Below are 15,188 nucleotides of genomic sequence, written 5' to 3'. Positions count from 1 at the left end.
CGAGCGCGTTAAATCTCTCGCTCAGGGGGCAGGGTGGCTTGCCCGACGTGAGTGCGCACTCAATAATGGTCTTCATTACCGAAACCCGTTCGGTAATACAGAACATCTGATTGGGAAGGCATTCACATGATGCGTCGTTCACGTGCCCCGCGACTGCGCTCTACCCTCGGGGCCGCAGCACTCGTCTCCGCTCTCGTACTCTCGGGCTGCTCCTCCTCGCCGGGCACCCCCGGTGCCAGCACACCGGCCTCCGACGGCACCCTGGTGGTGGGCGCCGCATCCGGGATCCCCCAGCTCAACCCCGCCATCCGCACCTTCGCCTTCGAGGAGACGCTGTTCCCCCTCCTGTGGACCGGACTGACCCAGTGGAATGCGGCGGGCGAGATCGTCCCCGACCTGGCGACGTCGTGGACGAGCAACGACGATGCGACGGAGTGGACCTTCACCCTCGCCGAAGGGGCGACCTACTCCGACGGCACCCCGCTCGACGCGCAAGCCGTCGCGGACGTGTTCGCCTACTACCTCGATCCGAACACGGCCACGCAGGAGGCGAACAAGCTCGCCACCATCGACTCGGTGACGGCGGCCGATGACACCACCGTCGTGATCGCCCTGAACGCGGCCAACGCCTTCCTTCCCGAGTCGGTGACCGGCGTGCGGATGATCAAGGTCGACAACGTCGACGACATCAACAGCGACACGGTGACCTCCGGCCCCTATGTGGTGAGCGAGTTCACGCCCGACAGCACCCTCACGATGACGGCCAACGACGCGTACTGGGGTGGCGAGCCCGCGGTCGAGGAAATCGACCTGGTGAAGACCGCCGACACCACCGCGGCCACGACCGGACTCCGCTCCGGCGACCTCGATGTGCTCATCAACGTCGCGCAGTCCGACGTCGCGACGCTGGAAGCCGAGCCGAACCTGGCGATCCACACGCCCGAGGTGCTCAGTCAGGCGGTCACGTGGGAGATGGACCTCACCTCGGCGCCATTCGACGACGTGCGTGCCCGCCAGGCGCTGGCCTATGCCACCGATCGGGAGGCGATCCTGGCGGCGGCGTACTACGGTCAAGGCGCGGTCTCGACGACCAACACGATGCTCGCCGACACCAACCCGTACAAGTCCGGGGCCCTCACCGAGTACCCGTACGACCTCGACAAGGCCAAGGAGCTCTTCGCCGAGGCCGGCGTCACCGAGGGCGACACCCTCGTGTGGTGGAGCTCCAGCGCGTTCGCCGAGCAGGCAGCCGCCGGTCAGATCCTGCAGGCATCCCTGGCCGAGATCGGCATCACCCTCGAGATCCAGGCCAACGACACCGCGACCTGGGCGGACAAGTTCTACCCGGCCGGCAAGTCCTACCCCGGCTACATCATCGCCAACTTCCAGTCGGTGCCGTCCTCTCCCGCATTCTCGATGAACTTCCTGCTCGAGGGCCGGTGCGAGTGCAACTGGAACAGCGTGGCATACGACAGCGCGTTCGCCTCGGCCCTGGCCACCCCGGCCGGTGACGCGCAGCAGGCGTACTGGGACACCGCCCAGAAGCTGGAGAACGAAGAGGTGCCGCTGATCACCCCGCTGATCGCCGCGCCGGCCGTCGCCTCCGCCGCGTCGGTGACCGGGATCTGGATCGAAGGCGGCGGCCAGGTGCACCTGGAGTCCGCTGCCATCGAGTGATCGTCCCTGCCCCTCCCGGGGCGGCGCCGAGCCTCCGGGTCCGACGCCGCCCCACCCCCCCGCCTGTCCCGACTGAGAGGAAGCACCCCGATGCTCAGGACCGTCCTCGTGCGCATCGCCTGGAGCCTGTTCGCGATCCTCGCCTCCACGGTCATTGTGTTCGTGATCCTCCGTGCGCTTCCCGGCGACCCCGTGCTCGCGCGCCTCGGCGCCAGCACCCAGATCGACGATGAGACCCTGCAACAGCTGCGCGAACAGGCCGGCATCACCGGCCCGCTGTGGCAGCAGTACCTCACCTGGATCGGCAACGCCGCGCGCGGCGACCTGGGTACGTCCTACTTCTCCCAGCAGCCGGTGACCGACCTCGTCGCGGAGCGGGTGCCGATCACGCTGGAACTGACCTTCATCGCCGTCGTGATGATGCTCGTGGTGTCGATCCCGCTCGCGGTGGCCGCCGCCGCGCGCCCCGGAGGCGCGATCGACCGCGTCGTGGCCGCTTCCACGTCGGCCGGCATGTCGGTGCCGGCGTTCGTCTACGGCATCGTGCTGATCCTCGTCTGCTCCCTGTGGACGGGGCTGCTCCCTGCGCGCGGCTATGTGGCGCCGGATGCCGATCTCGGCGAAAACCTGCTCCTCATGCTGCTCCCCGCCCTCACGCTGGCGTTGGTCGCCGCCCCGCAGCTGACGCGGTTCCTTCGGGCGTCGATGATCGAACTGTGGACGGCCGACTTCGTCCGCACCGCCCGCGGCAAGGGGGACTCGCGCGCGCGGGTGCTGCTGCGCCACATCCTGCCGAACGCCCTCGTGCCCTTCCTGACCCGTCTCGGCGTGATCATCGGCTACACACTCGGAGGCGTGGTGGTCGTCGAGTACATGTTCGGGATCCCAGGACTCGGCTCGCTCGCCCTCGACGCGGCCAACAAACGAGACTACGCGGTGCTCCAGGGCGTCGTGCTGGTGATCGTCGTGCTCTTCATCCTCACGACCGTCATCACCGATATCGTCCATCGGCTGAGCGATCCGCGTCTTCGGAAGGAGTCCGCCCATGTCTGAGACGCTCACGCCTCTCTCCCCGACACCGATGGGATCGGCGCCCGTCACTCACGCGCCGCGGGCGATGCTGCAGCGGTGGATCGGCGTGTTGCCGCCCGCCGGGTGGGCAGTGCTCGCGATCGTGCTGGCGTGCGTCTTCGGGCCCGCGCTGCTGCCGTTCCCGGCGACCGAGCTGAACGCCGGTGCGCCCTTCGAAGGTCCGTCGGCGACGCACTGGTTCGGCACCGACGACCTGGGCCGCGACATGTTGGCGCGCACGCTCACCGGCGGCCAGCTGTCGCTCACGATCGGTGTGGGCGCGACCGCCATCAGCGTGTTGCTGGGCATGCTGTGGGGGATGACGGCCGCCGCATACGGCGGATGGGTCGACACGGTGCTCATGCGTCTGGGAGACGCCGCCATGGCGATCCCGCAGATCCTCTTCGCACTGGTGTGCGTGGCGGCCTTCCGTCCGACCGCGGCGTCGATGACGATCGTCATCGGACTGCTGCTGTCGCCCACCACCGCCCGGCTCGTGCGCAGCGCGTCGGTGTCGGAGCTCGCGGGTGACTACGTCGTCGCCGCCCGCGCGGTCGGGCAGACCCGCGGACGCATCATGCTCACGGAGATCGCCCCCAACGTGACGCCGGTCGTGATGGTGCAGGCGGCGATCAACATGGTCGAGGCGATCATGCTCGAAGCCACGTTGAGCTTCGTCGGCCTCGGTATCCAGCCTCCGGACGCGTCGTGGGGAACGCTGCTGCTGCAGGGTTACTCGAAGATGTACAACTCCGCCTGGCTCATGGTCTTCCCCGCGCTGATGATGATCGTGAGCCTCGTCTCGCTGACGTTCCTCAGCGAGCAGATCGGTCGGCGACTCGAGAAGACAGGTACACCCGCATGAACGGCCCCACTCCTCTGGTCTCGGTGCGGGGCCTGCGCGTCGGCATCCGCGGTCGGCACGGCGACCACGAGCTCGTGCATGATGTCGGCTTCGATATCGCACCGGGCCGCGTGCTCGGGCTCGTCGGCGAGTCCGGCAGCGGAAAGTCGCTCACGGCCCTCAGCCTCATGCGGTTGCATGCGGCGCCCGTGGAGATCCTCGGTGGTGAGGTCGTGGTCGACGGACGCGACATCGTCGCCCTGACACAGCGCGAGCTCAACGCCTATCGGGGGGCGACCTCGGCGATGGTCTACCAGAACCCGATGTCGGCGCTGAACCCCGTGATGCGGGTGGGTGATCAGGTCGCCGAGGCCATCCGGCGCCATTCGCCGCTCTCCCGTGCTGCCGCGCGCGTGCGGGTGGGGGAGCTGTTCGACGAGGTCGGCATCGCTCGCCCCGTGGAGCGATACGACGCGTACCCGTTCGAGCTGTCGGGCGGCATGCTGCAACGGGTGGTGATCGCCATGGCGATCTCCGCCGGACCGCGGCTGCTCATCGCCGACGAGGCCACGACAGCGCTCGACGTGACCACGCAAGCCAAGGTGCTCGACCTCATGAGCGCACTGGCCCGCGACCGGGGGATGTCGATGCTGTTCATCACGCACGACCTGGCTGTCGCGTCGGAGTTCTGCGACGACATCCAGGTGATGTACGCGGGCCGCACGGTCGAACGCGGATCGGCGGCGCAGGTCTTCCGCACACCCGGTCACCCCTACACCCGCGGGCTCGTCGCCTCGCTGTGCACGCTCGACATGCCGCTGGATCGGCCGGTGCCGACGCTGTCGGACCGGGCCCGGAGCGAGGCGACCGAGACGGCCGAGTTCGTCCACCCCCTCCAAGGGAGCGTCGCATGACTGAGCAGACCCCGTCCGAGCCGATCATCGTCGCCGACGACCTGCAGCTGGTCTTCCGCCGGCGCGGATCTCACACCCTGGCGATGGACCACGTGAGCTTCCGCGTCGAGCGGGGGCGCACGCTCGCCCTGGTGGGCCAGTCGGGGAGCGGCAAGAGCACCACGGCCCGCACCGTGCTGGGCCTGCAGCGGCCCGACGGCGGACGCGTCCGGGTGTGCGGCGAAGACGTGCATGCGCTCTCGAAGGATGCGCTGCGGCGCCTGCGCCGACGGATGCAGGTCGTGCTGCAGGATCCGTTCGGCCAGCTCAACCGCAGGCAGCGCGTGTCGCAGATCATCGAGGCTCCGATGGTGGCCCACGTGTACCTGTCGCCGCGCGAGCGCAAGGTTCGCGTGCGCGAGCTGGGCGACGCCGTGGGGCTCACCGCCCGTCAGCTCGACCGCCGGCCGCACGAGCTGTCGGGCGGTCAGTGCCAGCGCGTCGCGATCGCCCGCGCGCTCGCGGTGCAGCCCGACGTCGTCGTCCTCGACGAGGCCGTCTCGGCCCTCGACGTGTCGGTGCGGGCTCAGATCCTCAACCTGCTCTCGTCACTGCAGGGCGAGCTCGGGCTGACGTATCTGTTCATCACCCACGACCTGGCCGTGGCCCGCTACATGGCCCATGACCTCGCGGTGATGAGCGAGGGGCGCATCGTCGAGATCGCCGGGCGCGAGGAGCTGTTCCGCAACCCCCGGCATCCGTACACGCAAGAGCTACTCGCGGCGATTCCGCGCGGCGACCTCACGAAGGGGGAGATCGAATGAGCGGATCGGGTGCTCCGCTGATCACGGATGCCACACCTGCGCACACCGAGTGGAGACCACGCGAGAGTGCTCTGACCGCCGGAGTCGCGGTGGTCGACATCACCCCGCCGGTCGGCATCCGCGCGCACAACTGGGGCGCGGCCCGCATCGGGCACGCCACCGGGGTGCACCGGCCGCTCACCGCGTCGGCGCTCGCGATCACCGACGACACCGGCACGCGATGGGTCCTCACCGTCGACCTCGGCTGGTGGCACAGTGTCGCCGTGTTCTCCTCGGTGTTCGACCCGCTCGCCGCTGCCCTCGGGGTGACCGACGATCGGCTCCTGCTCCACCTCGTCCACACCCACGCCGGCCCCTCGCTCGCGGAAGGCGGGCTGGACCTGCCCGGCTCCGAGCTCGTCGAGCCGTATCGGGTTGCGCTGGTCGACGCCCTGATCGCCGCGTGCCGCACCGCGGCGGCAGAGGCGACTCCCGCGGTGGCCACGTGGGCGTACGGCTCCTGTGCGATGGCGGTCAACCGCGACCTCGCGTGCGGGGATCGCGACGTGCTGGGCTTCGCGCCCGACAAGCCCGCCGACACGACGGTCGCGGTGGGGCGAGTCGCCTCTCCCGAGGGGCGGCTCCGCGCCGTGCTCGTCAACTACGCCTGCCATCCCACCACCCTCGCCCACGAGAACTCGCTCCTGTCCCCCGACTACATCGGCGCCACGCGCGACGTCGTGACGGGGGCCACCGGCGTCCCGTGCCTCTTCTTCCAGGGGGCATCGGGCGACCTGTCGCCCCGCGAGCAGTACGGTCCCGGCACCGCGGACACCGATCGGCACGGACGCGCACTCGGCCACGCCGTGCTGTCGACGCTGGAGAACATGGGCGCTCCGTCGACGCAACTGCGGTTCGACGGGGTGGTCGAGTCCGGCGCCCCGTTGGGTATCTGGTCGGAGCACCCCGCACAGCCGTCCTCGTCGACCGCGTTCCATCGTTCGCACGTGACCCTCGCCTGCCAGCCGGTGCGCACCGCAGAGGAGGTGGCCCGACGCTGGGCGCGCATCGACCCCGTGGCCGCCGCCGAACGGATCGCCCGTTCCGAACGACTCGCCGTCGGCTATCGCGAGGGCGCGACCGCCCGTCATCCCTTCTGGGTGTGGCAGGTGGGCGATGCCGTCGTCGTCGCCCACCCCGGCGAGGCGTGCTCGCCGCTGCAGACAGTGTTGCGGGAGCGGCACCCGGAACGGGTGCTGTTCGTGCTCAATCTCACCAACGGACCCGGTTTCATGTATCTGCCCGACGCCGAGGCGTACGACCACGATCGCTACCAGACCTGGCAGACGTTGCTGGCGCGAGGGTGCCTCGAGGAGCTGATCGAGGCGACCGACTCGTTCATCCGCGAACTGCCGCCGGCTCGGGAGGTGCAGGCATGACCGTCGTGATCACGGGGGCCGCCGGGGGGATCGGAGCGGGGATCGCCCGCGGTCTGGCCGCCGCGGGCCTGCGCCTCGTCCTCGTCGACCGCAACGAGACCGCGCTCGCCGAGCTCGCCGCCGGTCTTCCCGGTGCGCCCCTGACCGTTGCCGGAGACGTCGCCGACCCCGACACGCACGCTCGGGCTGCGGCCGCGGCCGACGAAGGACTGTGGGGCTGGGTGAACTGCGCCGGCATCACGCTGCGTGTCGATCTGCATGATCTCGACGGCGTCGCCGCTCGCCGCCTGGTGGAGGTCAACCAACTCGGCACCCTCTGGGGCACCGCCGCGGCGGTGCGGTCGATGGTCGGGCGCGGCGGATCGATCGTCAACATCTCCTCCGTCCATGCGCGCGCCGCCTACGCCGGGTACGGCGTGTACGAGATGACGAAGGCCGCGATCGAGGCCCTCACGCGCAGCGCGGCCGTCGCCTACGGCGCAGACGGCATCCGGGTCAACGCGGTCGCGCCCGGCGCGGTGGAGACCCCCGCCCTCACGGCTTCGTTCGACTCCGCGCCCGACCCCGACGGCGCGCGTCGGCACGTCGCCGGCTTCTCGGCGCTCGGACGCGTGGGATCGGTGGAGGATGTGGCATCCGCTGTCGCCTTCCTGCTCTCCGACCAGGCCGACTACATCACCGGACACACCCTGACGGTGGACGGCGGATGGACCGCCGTGCTCGGACGCGACTCTTCGGATCCCTCGCACGTGCGCACCCGGGGAGGCTCGGAATGACCCTCAGGAGCGACGCCTGGTTCTCGGGCGACGACGAGGTGGCGATGTCGCATCGAGTCGCGTTGCGGATCTCCCCCGCCGACCGGGGCAAGCCGGTCATCGGCATCGCCGACACGGCGAGCACGCTCAATCCGTGCAATCTCGCGTTCCACCGACTGATTCCGATCCTCGAGCAGAGCATTCGGGATGCCGGGGGCGTTCCTGCCCGGTTCCCGGTGATGTCGCTCGGTGAAGACCTCATGAAGCCCAGCGCCATGCTGTACCGCAACCTCGTGGCGATGGAGCTGGAGGAAACGGTGCGCGCCAACCCGCTCGACGGAGTGGTCTACCTCGCCAACTGCGACAAATCGGTGCCCGCGGCGCTGATGGCGGCCGCTTCGACCGATCTGCCGTCGCTCGTGCTCCTCGGTGGTGCGCGGTCGGCGCCCGCGTTCCGGGGCCGTCCGCTGGGCTCGGGGACCGATCTGTGGCGCGCGCTGGAGGACCGGCGTGCCGGCGTGCTCGACGACGACCAGTGGACAGAGCTCGAGGGGATGCTCGCGTGCGCCGGCGCGGGCTCATGCAACACGATGGGGACGGCCTCGACGATGGCTGTGCTCACCGAGGTGCTCGGGATGGCCCTCCCCGGAACGACAGGCCTCCCCGCCGCGGGCGATGCCCTGGACCGGATCGCTCAGGACGCGGGCAGGCGCGCTGTGGAGATGGTGCTCGCGGGTGAACGCCCCGCGCAGCGGATGACGCAGGCCGCACTCGACAACGCGATCCGGACCCTGGCCGCCATCGCCGGATCGACCAACGCGGTGATCCACCTGGCGGCCCTCGCTGGCCGGCTCGGGCTCGATGCGTCGCTCAAACGGATGGACCGGCTCTGGCGGGAGGTGCCGTTGCTCGCCGACATCGAGCCCAGCGGCACGGGACTCGTCTTCGACTTCCGCGAGGCCGGGGGGGTGCCCACGCTCGCGCGGGCGATGGGGGCGGCCTTCGACGGCAGCACCCGCACCGCGGCGGGCACGCAGTGGAGCGCTGAACGCGACCGCGCGTCGGCCCCGGCATCGGTCATCCGCGACGCGAGCGACCCCGTCATGCCCGCTCCGACGTTGGCCGCCGTGTTCGGCAGCCTGGCCCCCACCGGCGCGGTCATCAAGGTGGCCGCTGCCACGGACGAACTGCTCGTGCACGAGGGACGGGCGCTCGTGCTCGACGACTACGCCCAGATGCGGGCACGACTCGACGACCCTGACCTCGACGTCACCGAGGGCGACGTGATCGTTCTGCGCGACTGCGGCCCGGTCGGAGCGCCGGGGATGCCGGAGTGGGGGATGGCCCCGATCCCGCGGCGGCTGGCCGAGCGGGGCCTGCGCGACATGGTCCGTGTCAGCGACGCGCGCATGAGCGGCACGAGCTTCGGAACCGTCGTGCTGCACGTCTCACCCGAGTCGGCCGTCGGTGGACCCCTCGCGCTCGTCGCCGACGGCGATCCCATCCGCCTCGACGTGCCCGCGAGGCGATTGGACCTGATCGTCGACGACGCGGAGCTCGACCGCCGCCGTGCAGCGCTGGTGCCGCGGAGGAGGTCGCACGAACGCGGGTGGCCGCGCCTCTACGCCGACCACGTCTTGCAGGCGCCAGACGGCTGCGACCTCGACTTCCTCACCGCCCCGACCACCTCGTCGCGCTCCTTCGTGGAGCCCGTCGTCGGGCGCTCATAGACGAACGAAACGGAGTATCAACAGATGTCACAGACCCTTCGGCCGATCAGCGGCGTCCTGCCGGTCGTCCAGACCGTGTTCGACGAGCACGACGCCATCGATGATCGCGCGATGGAGGCGCTGCTGTCGTGGGTGCTCGATCAGGGCGTCGCAGGCCTCACGACCGGCATGGTCAGCGAGATCCTGCGCCTGACCGAGAGCGAGCGACGGCACCTGAACGAGCTCGTGATCGACGCGGCTCGCGCGCGCGGCGCGCTGAGCGTGGTCAGCGTGGGTGCCGAGAGCACGCGCACGGCGGTCGCCTTCGCGCGGCACGCCGATGAGCGCGGCGCCGACGCGGTCATGGCCATCCCACCGATCACGGTGGGCCTCGACGACGCGGAGACCTACCGCTACTTCGAGGCGATCCTCGAGGCCACCTCCATCGGCGTCGTCGTGCAGGATGCCAGCGGCTACGTCGGCCGTCCCCTCAGCATGGAGGTGCAGGCGCGACTGCTGGAGGCCTACGACGGACGCGTGTACTTCAAGCCTGAGGCGGCCCCGATCGGACCGCGTCTGTCGGAGCTGCGTGACGCCACCGCCGGTCGGGCACGCGCGTTCGAAGGTTCCGGGGGAGCCGCCGTGATCGACAGCTTCCGCCGCGGCATCGTCGGGACGATGCCGGGAAGCGAGGTCTGCTGGGCCATTCAGCGCATGTGGGAGGCAGCGGTGGCCGGAGACTGGCCGACCGCCTACGCGATCTCCGGACCCCTCAATGCGATGGTGAGCCTCCAGACGAGCATCGACACCTACGTGGCGATCGAGAAGCACCTCCTCGTGCGGCAGCGCGTCATCCCGTCCGAGCTCGCCCGCGGACCGCTGAGCTTCCGGATCGACCCCGAGACCCGTGCCGAGGTCGACCGCCTGTTCGATCAGCTGCACGCTGCGGTGTTCGTCACGGCATGACGGGCGCGGAGCCTCTCGATCGCGACCCTGCGGAGGTCGTTCCCGTGGCGGCCGAAGGCATCGTCGATGACGAACGGACGCGCGTGATCGCGTGGAGCGAGGTGACCGCGCTTCCCGCGCGGAGCGCCCGGCGGATCCCCTCCGTCGGCGCGCGCCTGCCCGAGTCGGCCGAGCGGGTGGGCGACGCGGTCGCCTGGGTCGACATCGAGGCGGGCACCGTCCAGCGTATCGATGCCCAGGGACGCCTCGACGTGCTGGCACAGGGAATGGATGCGCCGAGCATGGTGCGCGCAATCGGCGACGATCTGATCGTCGCCTCGCGTCCGGGCGTCCAGAGATGGGAGGGCGTCCAGCGGCGGCACGGCGGTCGCGGAGCCACGGTCCACACGTCGTTCACGCCGGCGCCCGAGGACGGACAGCACGGACCGCACGTGCGCTTCAACGACGGGCGTCTGGCGCCCGACGGTGCTCTGTGGGCCGGCACGTGCGACGAGGCCGATCCCGAGATGCGCGGGTCGCTCTGGCGGCGCGGTGCCGATCGGTGGGCCGAGGTCGTGAGCGGGATGCTGTGCTCCAACGGCGTCGACTGGACAGCGGACGGGAGCATGCTCGTCATCGACTCGTTGCGCCGGCGCATGCTGGTGGGCGCGCCCGATGCCTCCGGGTGTCCCGCGGCGTGGCGTGTGGGGGTGCGGTTCGAGCTAGGCGATGCGATTCCCGACGGACTGACGGTGCTCGCCGACGGTCGGATCGCTGTGGCGGTGTGGGGCGGCCGGGCGGCGATCGTGCTGAGCGCCGACGGAACACCCGTGGAGCGGATCGATGTTCCGTGTGACCGGGTCACCAGCTCGGCGGAGGCTCCGTGGGGTCTGGTTCTCACGGGCGCCGCCACCGGTGAGGAGGATGGCGGCCTGTTCGTCGTGGACGGGTGGACCGCTGCGCTCAGCTGAGAGGCACGGGACGCAGCAGAGATTCGATCTGCTGAGCGCACGAGCGCACCCGCTCGCCGACGAGCTGCTGGTTCTCTGCGAGCAGACCGACCTTCAGGCCCGTCACGCTCACCGCGGCCAGGGGACGGTCGTCGGCGCTGAGAATGGGGGCGGCGATGCAGACGATGCCCTCGGCATCCTCTTCGTCGTCGATGGCGAACCCGAGACGGCGCGCCTCCGCGAGGGCCGCGATGAAGGCGTCGGGGTCGGTGAACGTCGCGCTCGTGTTCGAGGGCATGCCGGTGCGGGCGAGGATCGCGCGAACCTCGGCCTCGGGAAGCCGTGACATGAGTGCCTTTCCCAGTCCCGAACGGTGCGGCCACTCCCTCTCTCCCAGCCGCAGGTCCAGCCGCACGGCGTCAGGCGGGTCGACCCGTCCCACGGCGACCGCCCACCCGCCGTCGAGCACGGCGATCCGGGCCGTCAGCCGCGTGGACTCCGACAGGGACGTCAGCTCCGGCAGGGCGATGTCGGCAACGCTCGTCTGGGCTGCCGCGCGGTGGCCCAGACGGACCAGTTCGAGCCCCAGTCGGTAGGTGCGATTGGCCGCGCCGACGGGATCGACGGCGACGATGCCGAAGGAGGCGAGGGTCTGCAGCAGAGCGAACGTCGAGCTCTTCGACATCGACATGCGCCGGGCGATGTCGGTGAGGCTCAGCCCCTGGGTGCCCGCGTGCTCTTCGAGGATGCGCAGCACCGTCGCCGCCTTCGCGACACTCTTCACGACCGGGCCCGCTTCATCGACCGGCATTTATCCGCCTTCCGTTCGGCATCACAGAACTCTCAGCCAGGATAGAGGAGGCAGTCGTTCCCCGGCATCCGCGCTTCGCCGAGCGTCCACGACGCGCCGCCGCGGGCGCTCCCGGCACGGCGCGTCGTGGACACTCGGCGTCAGGGGGTGAGGGCGGGACGCCGGCGCGCGAGGCGGGCGACCCCGGCGCGGCGGAGGCGGTCGGCGACGAGGATGCCGACCCACGTGCCGGCCACGCAACTGGCCGTGCACAGGACGAAGAAGGCGACGAGGAGCGCCGGTGCCATGGTCCACAGGTCGAACGACTGCGCCGCGAAAAGCGGATACGCGATGCCGATGGCGACCGCTCCGGCGTAGTGCATCCAGGTCGCCCATCGGCGGTAGAGCGTCACGAGGAAGGGAAGCTCGGGGAAGAACGACCAGAACAGCGTCGTCGCGATCGCGCCGAAGGTGTAGAAGGGCGACAGCACGAGGCCCGAGATCAGGCCCACGAGCAGGCCCGCGAACGGCCGCTGCAGGAGCCGCAGCGCGATGACGGCGGGCAGCACCCAGACGCCCGCGATCGCGATCGAGGCGAACGGCGCGGTCGCGAAAAGCACGACCGACACCACCCAGGCCCCGGCCAGCAGCGCTCCTCCGGCGACGCCGATCGCGGCGCAGGTGAGCAGGTACGCCGTCGAGACGCGACTCATCCGCGGCTCTCCTCGGTGACGGGGGCGTGGGATTTCGGGGTGGGGGACGAAGCGCCCACCCGCCAGTAGCCGACAAAGCTCACGGCGTTCTTGTCGACGCCGCGCTCGCCGACGAGGTGTCGCCGTGCGGCGGTCGGCAGGGACTGCTCCCCCACGATGAAGGCGTGGAACGGGGCGTCGGGCAACGATAGCGCCCGCAGGGCGGCGAGGGCCGCCGAACCGGGCTTGGCTCCGGGCTCCCGGACGATCCAGCGCACCTCGATGCCGTCGGGCGCCGGGAACGACAGGATGTCGGCGGACGAGGGTGCTTCGATGATCGCGACGCCGGTCGCCGTGGACGGCAGCGACGCGCAGACGCCCGCGACGGCGGGAGCGCCCGTCTCGTCGGCGACCAGCACGACACGGTCGACTCCGCGGTCGGGGTTGAAGCCGAGGCCCTCGTCGATGATGACGACCGATTCTCCGGGGGCCGCCGCCTGCGCCCAGCGCGAGGCGGGTCCGGCCGTCGGACCGGACCCGTGCAGCACGAAGTCGACGTCGATCTCCGCTCCACCACTGGGCCCCTCGGCGCGGTAGGCGCGCACCGTGTAGTTGCGCATCACCGGCCGCACGCCTTCCGGGATCCGCAGGTACTTGAGGTAGCCGAAGATCTTGTTCGCTTTCGCGGGGATCCGCTCCAGACCTTCGTCGCCGCCGAGGGGGAGGAACAGTCGGAACCACTGGTCGAAGCCCATCGGCTGGAAGCGCGCGATGTCCCCTTCGCCGAGCGTGATCCGCATCCAGTGCTCGCTCAGGCGCTCGGTGCGCACCACCTTCAGGTGGAGGAGCTCGGGGGATGCCGGCTTGACCAGGCTGCTGTAGCGGGCCATTGGGGTCCTTTCGTCGAGGTGGAGGGGCGGTGAGCCGTCAGGCGAGCACCCATGGGAAGAGGGTGATGAGGATCGCCGCCGACGCCGCCCACATGGCTGCGACGTAGACGACATCACGGCGGCGGAAGGGCACGAGGTGTCGCTCGGTGCGGTCGGGATACGCCCCGAAGGCGCGGGCGTCCATCGCGAGGGCCACCCGTTCCGCGTGACGGATCGCCCCGGCCAGGAGCGGAACGAGATACCCCCACCACCGCGCCAGCGCGGCGAAGGGGCCCCGGCCCCCGTGCGATCCGCGCACGCGGTGGGCCTGCCGGATGACGTCGAGCTCGTGGCCGAACCGCGGGACGAAGCGGAACGCGGCCAGCGCTGTGTATCCGATCCGGTACGGGACGCGCAGCTGCTGCACGGTCGCCCGCACGAGGTCGGGACCGCTCGTGGTGACACCGGCGGCGAGGGCCAGGGCGACGATGGCGGCCAGTCGCAGGGCCGTGGCGAGGCCGATCATCAGCGCGCCGCCGTACAGGGTCCAGGGACCCACGCTCAGCACCGCGACGGAACGGTCCACGCGTGCCGGGTCGGCCCACACCGCCATCCCGAGCCCCAGCACGGCGATGCCGACCGGCATCGCGACCGCCAGCACCAGGACGAGCCGCACGGTCAGTCGCGCGCCGACGAGGATCAGAAGGTAGGCCAGCACGAGGAACGCGAACGGGGTGACGAGGTCGCGGACGAAGACCAGCACCACCATGGCGGGAAGGGGGGCGAGGAGCTTGCCGAGCGGATTGAGGCCGTGGAGGAAGCGCCCGGGCGCCTGGACGCGAGCATAGGGGTCGATCGTGGTCGCCGTCATCGCGCCTCCCCCGACGAGCCGGCGGCCTCGGCGCCCGGCAGATCGGTGAGGCGGGTCACGTGCGCGAGCCCGGCGTGGCGGGAACCCTGGAACGCGCGGCGCAGCGGCGGGAGACGGAGCCCCGACCGCCGGATCAGCGCCTCGTCGGCGAAGACATCGGCCGTAGGGCCGTCGGCGGCGATGCGGCCCGCGTCGACGACGATCGTCCGCGCGGCGTACTCCGTCACCAACTGCATGTCGTGGGTGACGACGAGGATCGTGGTGCCGCCGGTGTTCAGCTCCTGCAGCAGCGCGAGCAGCTCGTCGGCGCGCGCCCGGTCCTGGCCGAACGTGGGCTCGTCCAGCGCCAGCACGGGGGCGCCGGCGACGAGAGCGGTGCCGACCGAGAGGCGGCGCTTCTGCCCGCCCGACAGGAGGAAGGGATGCTGATCCGCCTTGTCGGCGAGCCCGAACCGCTCCAGGATCTCTTCCGCGCGTCGGCGTACCTCCGGCTCGGGGAGTCTCTGACGGCGCAGGCCGTGGGCGAGCTCATCGAACACCGTGTGCGCGATGAACTGATGCTCGGGGTTCTGGAAGACGAAGCCGATCCGCCGCGAAAGCGCGCGCAGGTCGGTGCGTGCCGGGTCGACGCCGTCGATCGATACGCGTCGCTTGGCGACGGGGATGACGCCCGCGACGGCCTGGAGGAGTGTCGTCTTGCCCGCACCGTTCCTTCCGACGATCGCGACGAACTCGCCCGCGCGCACGTCGAGGTCGATGTCGTGGAGCACGTCGGTGCGACCGCGGCGCACCGAGAGCCCTCGCACCGCGAGCAGCGGCGCACCCGGCGCCGTCGGCGCGGGAGCCGGTGGGCGGGGCGGCGGCGATCCGGCCGCGGGAG

15 protein-coding genes are annotated in these 15,188 nt (G+C 70.8%); 10 read left to right on the top strand and 5 right to left on the bottom strand.

The features are described from left to right. The first annotated feature begins 126 nt into the window (after positions 1-126). The 10 genes from QM591_RS03450 (at position 127) to QM591_RS03405 (ending at position 11,107) form a co-directional block, all read left to right on the top strand. A complete protein-coding gene (locus tag QM591_RS03450; RefSeq protein WP_415129645.1) occupies positions 127-1,677 on the top strand; it encodes an ABC transporter substrate-binding protein in 1,551 nt (516 codons plus the stop codon). Between the two features lie 90 nt (positions 1,678-1,767). Then, positions 1,768-2,730 carry an ABC transporter permease gene (locus tag QM591_RS03445; RefSeq protein ID WP_415129643.1) on the top strand — a complete coding sequence of 321 codons (963 nt, stop codon included), beginning with the start codon at positions 1,768-1,770 and terminating at the stop codon, positions 2,728-2,730. Further along, positions 2,723-3,613, top strand: a complete 891-nt coding sequence (locus QM591_RS03440) for an ABC transporter permease (protein WP_415129641.1) — start codon at positions 2,723-2,725, stop codon at positions 3,611-3,613. Before QM591_RS03445 ends, QM591_RS03440 begins: the two co-directional genes overlap by 8 nt. After that, the gene (locus QM591_RS03435) at positions 3,610-4,506 is read left to right on the top strand and encodes an ABC transporter ATP-binding protein (protein ID WP_415129639.1); all 897 of its coding nucleotides are present in this window, start codon (positions 3,610-3,612) and stop codon (positions 4,504-4,506) included. Before QM591_RS03440 ends, QM591_RS03435 begins: the two co-directional genes overlap by 4 nt. Beyond that, positions 4,503-5,309: an ATP-binding cassette domain-containing protein gene (locus tag QM591_RS03430; RefSeq protein ID WP_415129637.1), complete on the top strand. Its 807-nt coding sequence runs from the start codon at positions 4,503-4,505 to the stop codon at positions 5,307-5,309. Before QM591_RS03435 ends, QM591_RS03430 begins: the two co-directional genes overlap by 4 nt. Next, positions 5,306-6,727, top strand: coding sequence for a hypothetical protein (locus QM591_RS03425; RefSeq protein ID WP_415129635.1), 1,422 nt, complete (start codon positions 5,306-5,308; stop codon positions 6,725-6,727). Before QM591_RS03430 ends, QM591_RS03425 begins: the two co-directional genes overlap by 4 nt. Further along, complete coding sequence (locus QM591_RS03420) at positions 6,724-7,503, top strand: SDR family NAD(P)-dependent oxidoreductase (protein WP_415129633.1); 780 nt, start codon at positions 6,724-6,726, stop codon at positions 7,501-7,503. The genes QM591_RS03425 and QM591_RS03420 overlap by 4 nt, the downstream gene beginning before the upstream one ends. Beyond that, positions 7,500-9,212: a dihydroxy-acid dehydratase gene (locus tag QM591_RS03415; protein ID WP_415129631.1), complete on the top strand. Its 1,713-nt coding sequence runs from the start codon at positions 7,500-7,502 to the stop codon at positions 9,210-9,212. The genes QM591_RS03420 and QM591_RS03415 overlap by 4 nt, the downstream gene beginning before the upstream one ends. Positions 9,213-9,236: 24 nt before the next feature. After that, positions 9,237-10,157 carry a dihydrodipicolinate synthase family protein gene (locus QM591_RS03410; protein WP_415129629.1) on the top strand — a complete coding sequence of 307 codons (921 nt, stop codon included), beginning with the start codon at positions 9,237-9,239 and terminating at the stop codon, positions 10,155-10,157. Then, positions 10,154-11,107: an SMP-30/gluconolactonase/LRE family protein gene (locus tag QM591_RS03405; protein WP_415129627.1), complete on the top strand. Its 954-nt coding sequence runs from the start codon at positions 10,154-10,156 to the stop codon at positions 11,105-11,107. Before QM591_RS03410 ends, QM591_RS03405 begins: the two co-directional genes overlap by 4 nt. Here the strand turns inward: QM591_RS03405 and QM591_RS03400 are convergent. The 5 genes from QM591_RS03400 to QM591_RS03380 all read right to left on the bottom strand — a co-directional run. Beyond that, positions 11,100-11,897 (bottom strand): IclR family transcriptional regulator, encoded by a 798-nt coding sequence (locus tag QM591_RS03400; protein WP_415129625.1) that lies wholly within the window; start codon positions 11,895-11,897, stop codon positions 11,100-11,102. The two genes, QM591_RS03405 and QM591_RS03400, sit on opposite strands and share 8 nt — an antisense overlap. 140 nt (positions 11,898-12,037) lie before the next feature. Further along, positions 12,038-12,589, bottom strand: a complete 552-nt coding sequence (locus QM591_RS03395) for an ECF transporter S component (protein WP_415129623.1) — start codon at positions 12,587-12,589, stop codon at positions 12,038-12,040. Beyond that, the gene (locus tag QM591_RS03390) at positions 12,586-13,458 is read right to left on the bottom strand and encodes a siderophore-interacting protein (protein ID WP_415129621.1); all 873 of its coding nucleotides are present in this window, start codon (positions 13,456-13,458) and stop codon (positions 12,586-12,588) included. The genes QM591_RS03395 and QM591_RS03390 overlap by 4 nt, the downstream gene beginning before the upstream one ends. Positions 13,459-13,495: 37 nt before the next feature. Next, a complete protein-coding gene (locus QM591_RS03385; RefSeq protein ID WP_415129619.1) occupies positions 13,496-14,308 on the bottom strand; it encodes an energy-coupling factor transporter transmembrane component T family protein in 813 nt (270 codons plus the stop codon). Then, positions 14,305-15,188 (bottom strand): energy-coupling factor ABC transporter ATP-binding protein (locus tag QM591_RS03380; protein WP_415129617.1); only part of this gene is annotated, 884 nt, incomplete at its 5' end. The genes QM591_RS03385 and QM591_RS03380, both read right to left, overlap by 4 nt.

It is taken from the genome of Microbacterium sp., from assembly GCF_047607225.1.
GTDB lineage: Bacteria > Actinomycetota > Actinomycetes > Actinomycetales > Microbacteriaceae > Microbacterium.
The sequence above is the reverse complement of the archived record's forward strand: the minus strand, read 5'-3'. Positions and strand labels throughout refer to the sequence as shown.

Excerpts from the sequence above, each read along its gene's own strand:
- QM591_RS03450 (WP_415129645.1), top strand. The coding sequence starts at position 127 with ATGATGCGTCGTTCACGTGCCCCGCGACTGCGCTCTACCCTCGGGGCC.
- QM591_RS03445 (WP_415129643.1), top strand. The coding sequence starts at position 1,768 with ATGCTCAGGACCGTCCTCGTGCGCATCGCCTGGAGCCTGTTCGCGATC.
- QM591_RS03440 (WP_415129641.1), top strand. The coding sequence starts at position 2,723 with ATGTCTGAGACGCTCACGCCTCTCTCCCCGACACCGATGGGATCGGCG.
- QM591_RS03435 (WP_415129639.1), top strand. The coding sequence starts at position 3,610 with ATGAACGGCCCCACTCCTCTGGTCTCGGTGCGGGGCCTGCGCGTCGGC.
- QM591_RS03430 (WP_415129637.1), top strand. The coding sequence starts at position 4,503 with ATGACTGAGCAGACCCCGTCCGAGCCGATCATCGTCGCCGACGACCTG.
- QM591_RS03425 (WP_415129635.1), top strand. The coding sequence starts at position 5,306 with ATGAGCGGATCGGGTGCTCCGCTGATCACGGATGCCACACCTGCGCAC.
- QM591_RS03420 (WP_415129633.1), top strand. The coding sequence starts at position 6,724 with ATGACCGTCGTGATCACGGGGGCCGCCGGGGGGATCGGAGCGGGGATC.
- QM591_RS03415 (WP_415129631.1), top strand. The coding sequence starts at position 7,500 with ATGACCCTCAGGAGCGACGCCTGGTTCTCGGGCGACGACGAGGTGGCG.
- QM591_RS03410 (WP_415129629.1), top strand. The coding sequence starts at position 9,237 with ATGTCACAGACCCTTCGGCCGATCAGCGGCGTCCTGCCGGTCGTCCAG.
- QM591_RS03405 (WP_415129627.1), top strand. The coding sequence starts at position 10,154 with ATGACGGGCGCGGAGCCTCTCGATCGCGACCCTGCGGAGGTCGTTCCC.
- QM591_RS03400 (WP_415129625.1), bottom strand. The coding sequence starts at position 11,897 with ATGCCGGTCGATGAAGCGGGCCCGGTCGTGAAGAGTGTCGCGAAGGCG.
- QM591_RS03395 (WP_415129623.1), bottom strand. The coding sequence starts at position 12,589 with ATGAGTCGCGTCTCGACGGCGTACCTGCTCACCTGCGCCGCGATCGGC.
- QM591_RS03390 (WP_415129621.1), bottom strand. The coding sequence starts at position 13,458 with ATGGCCCGCTACAGCAGCCTGGTCAAGCCGGCATCCCCCGAGCTCCTC.
- QM591_RS03385 (WP_415129619.1), bottom strand. The coding sequence starts at position 14,308 with ATGACGGCGACCACGATCGACCCCTATGCTCGCGTCCAGGCGCCCGGG.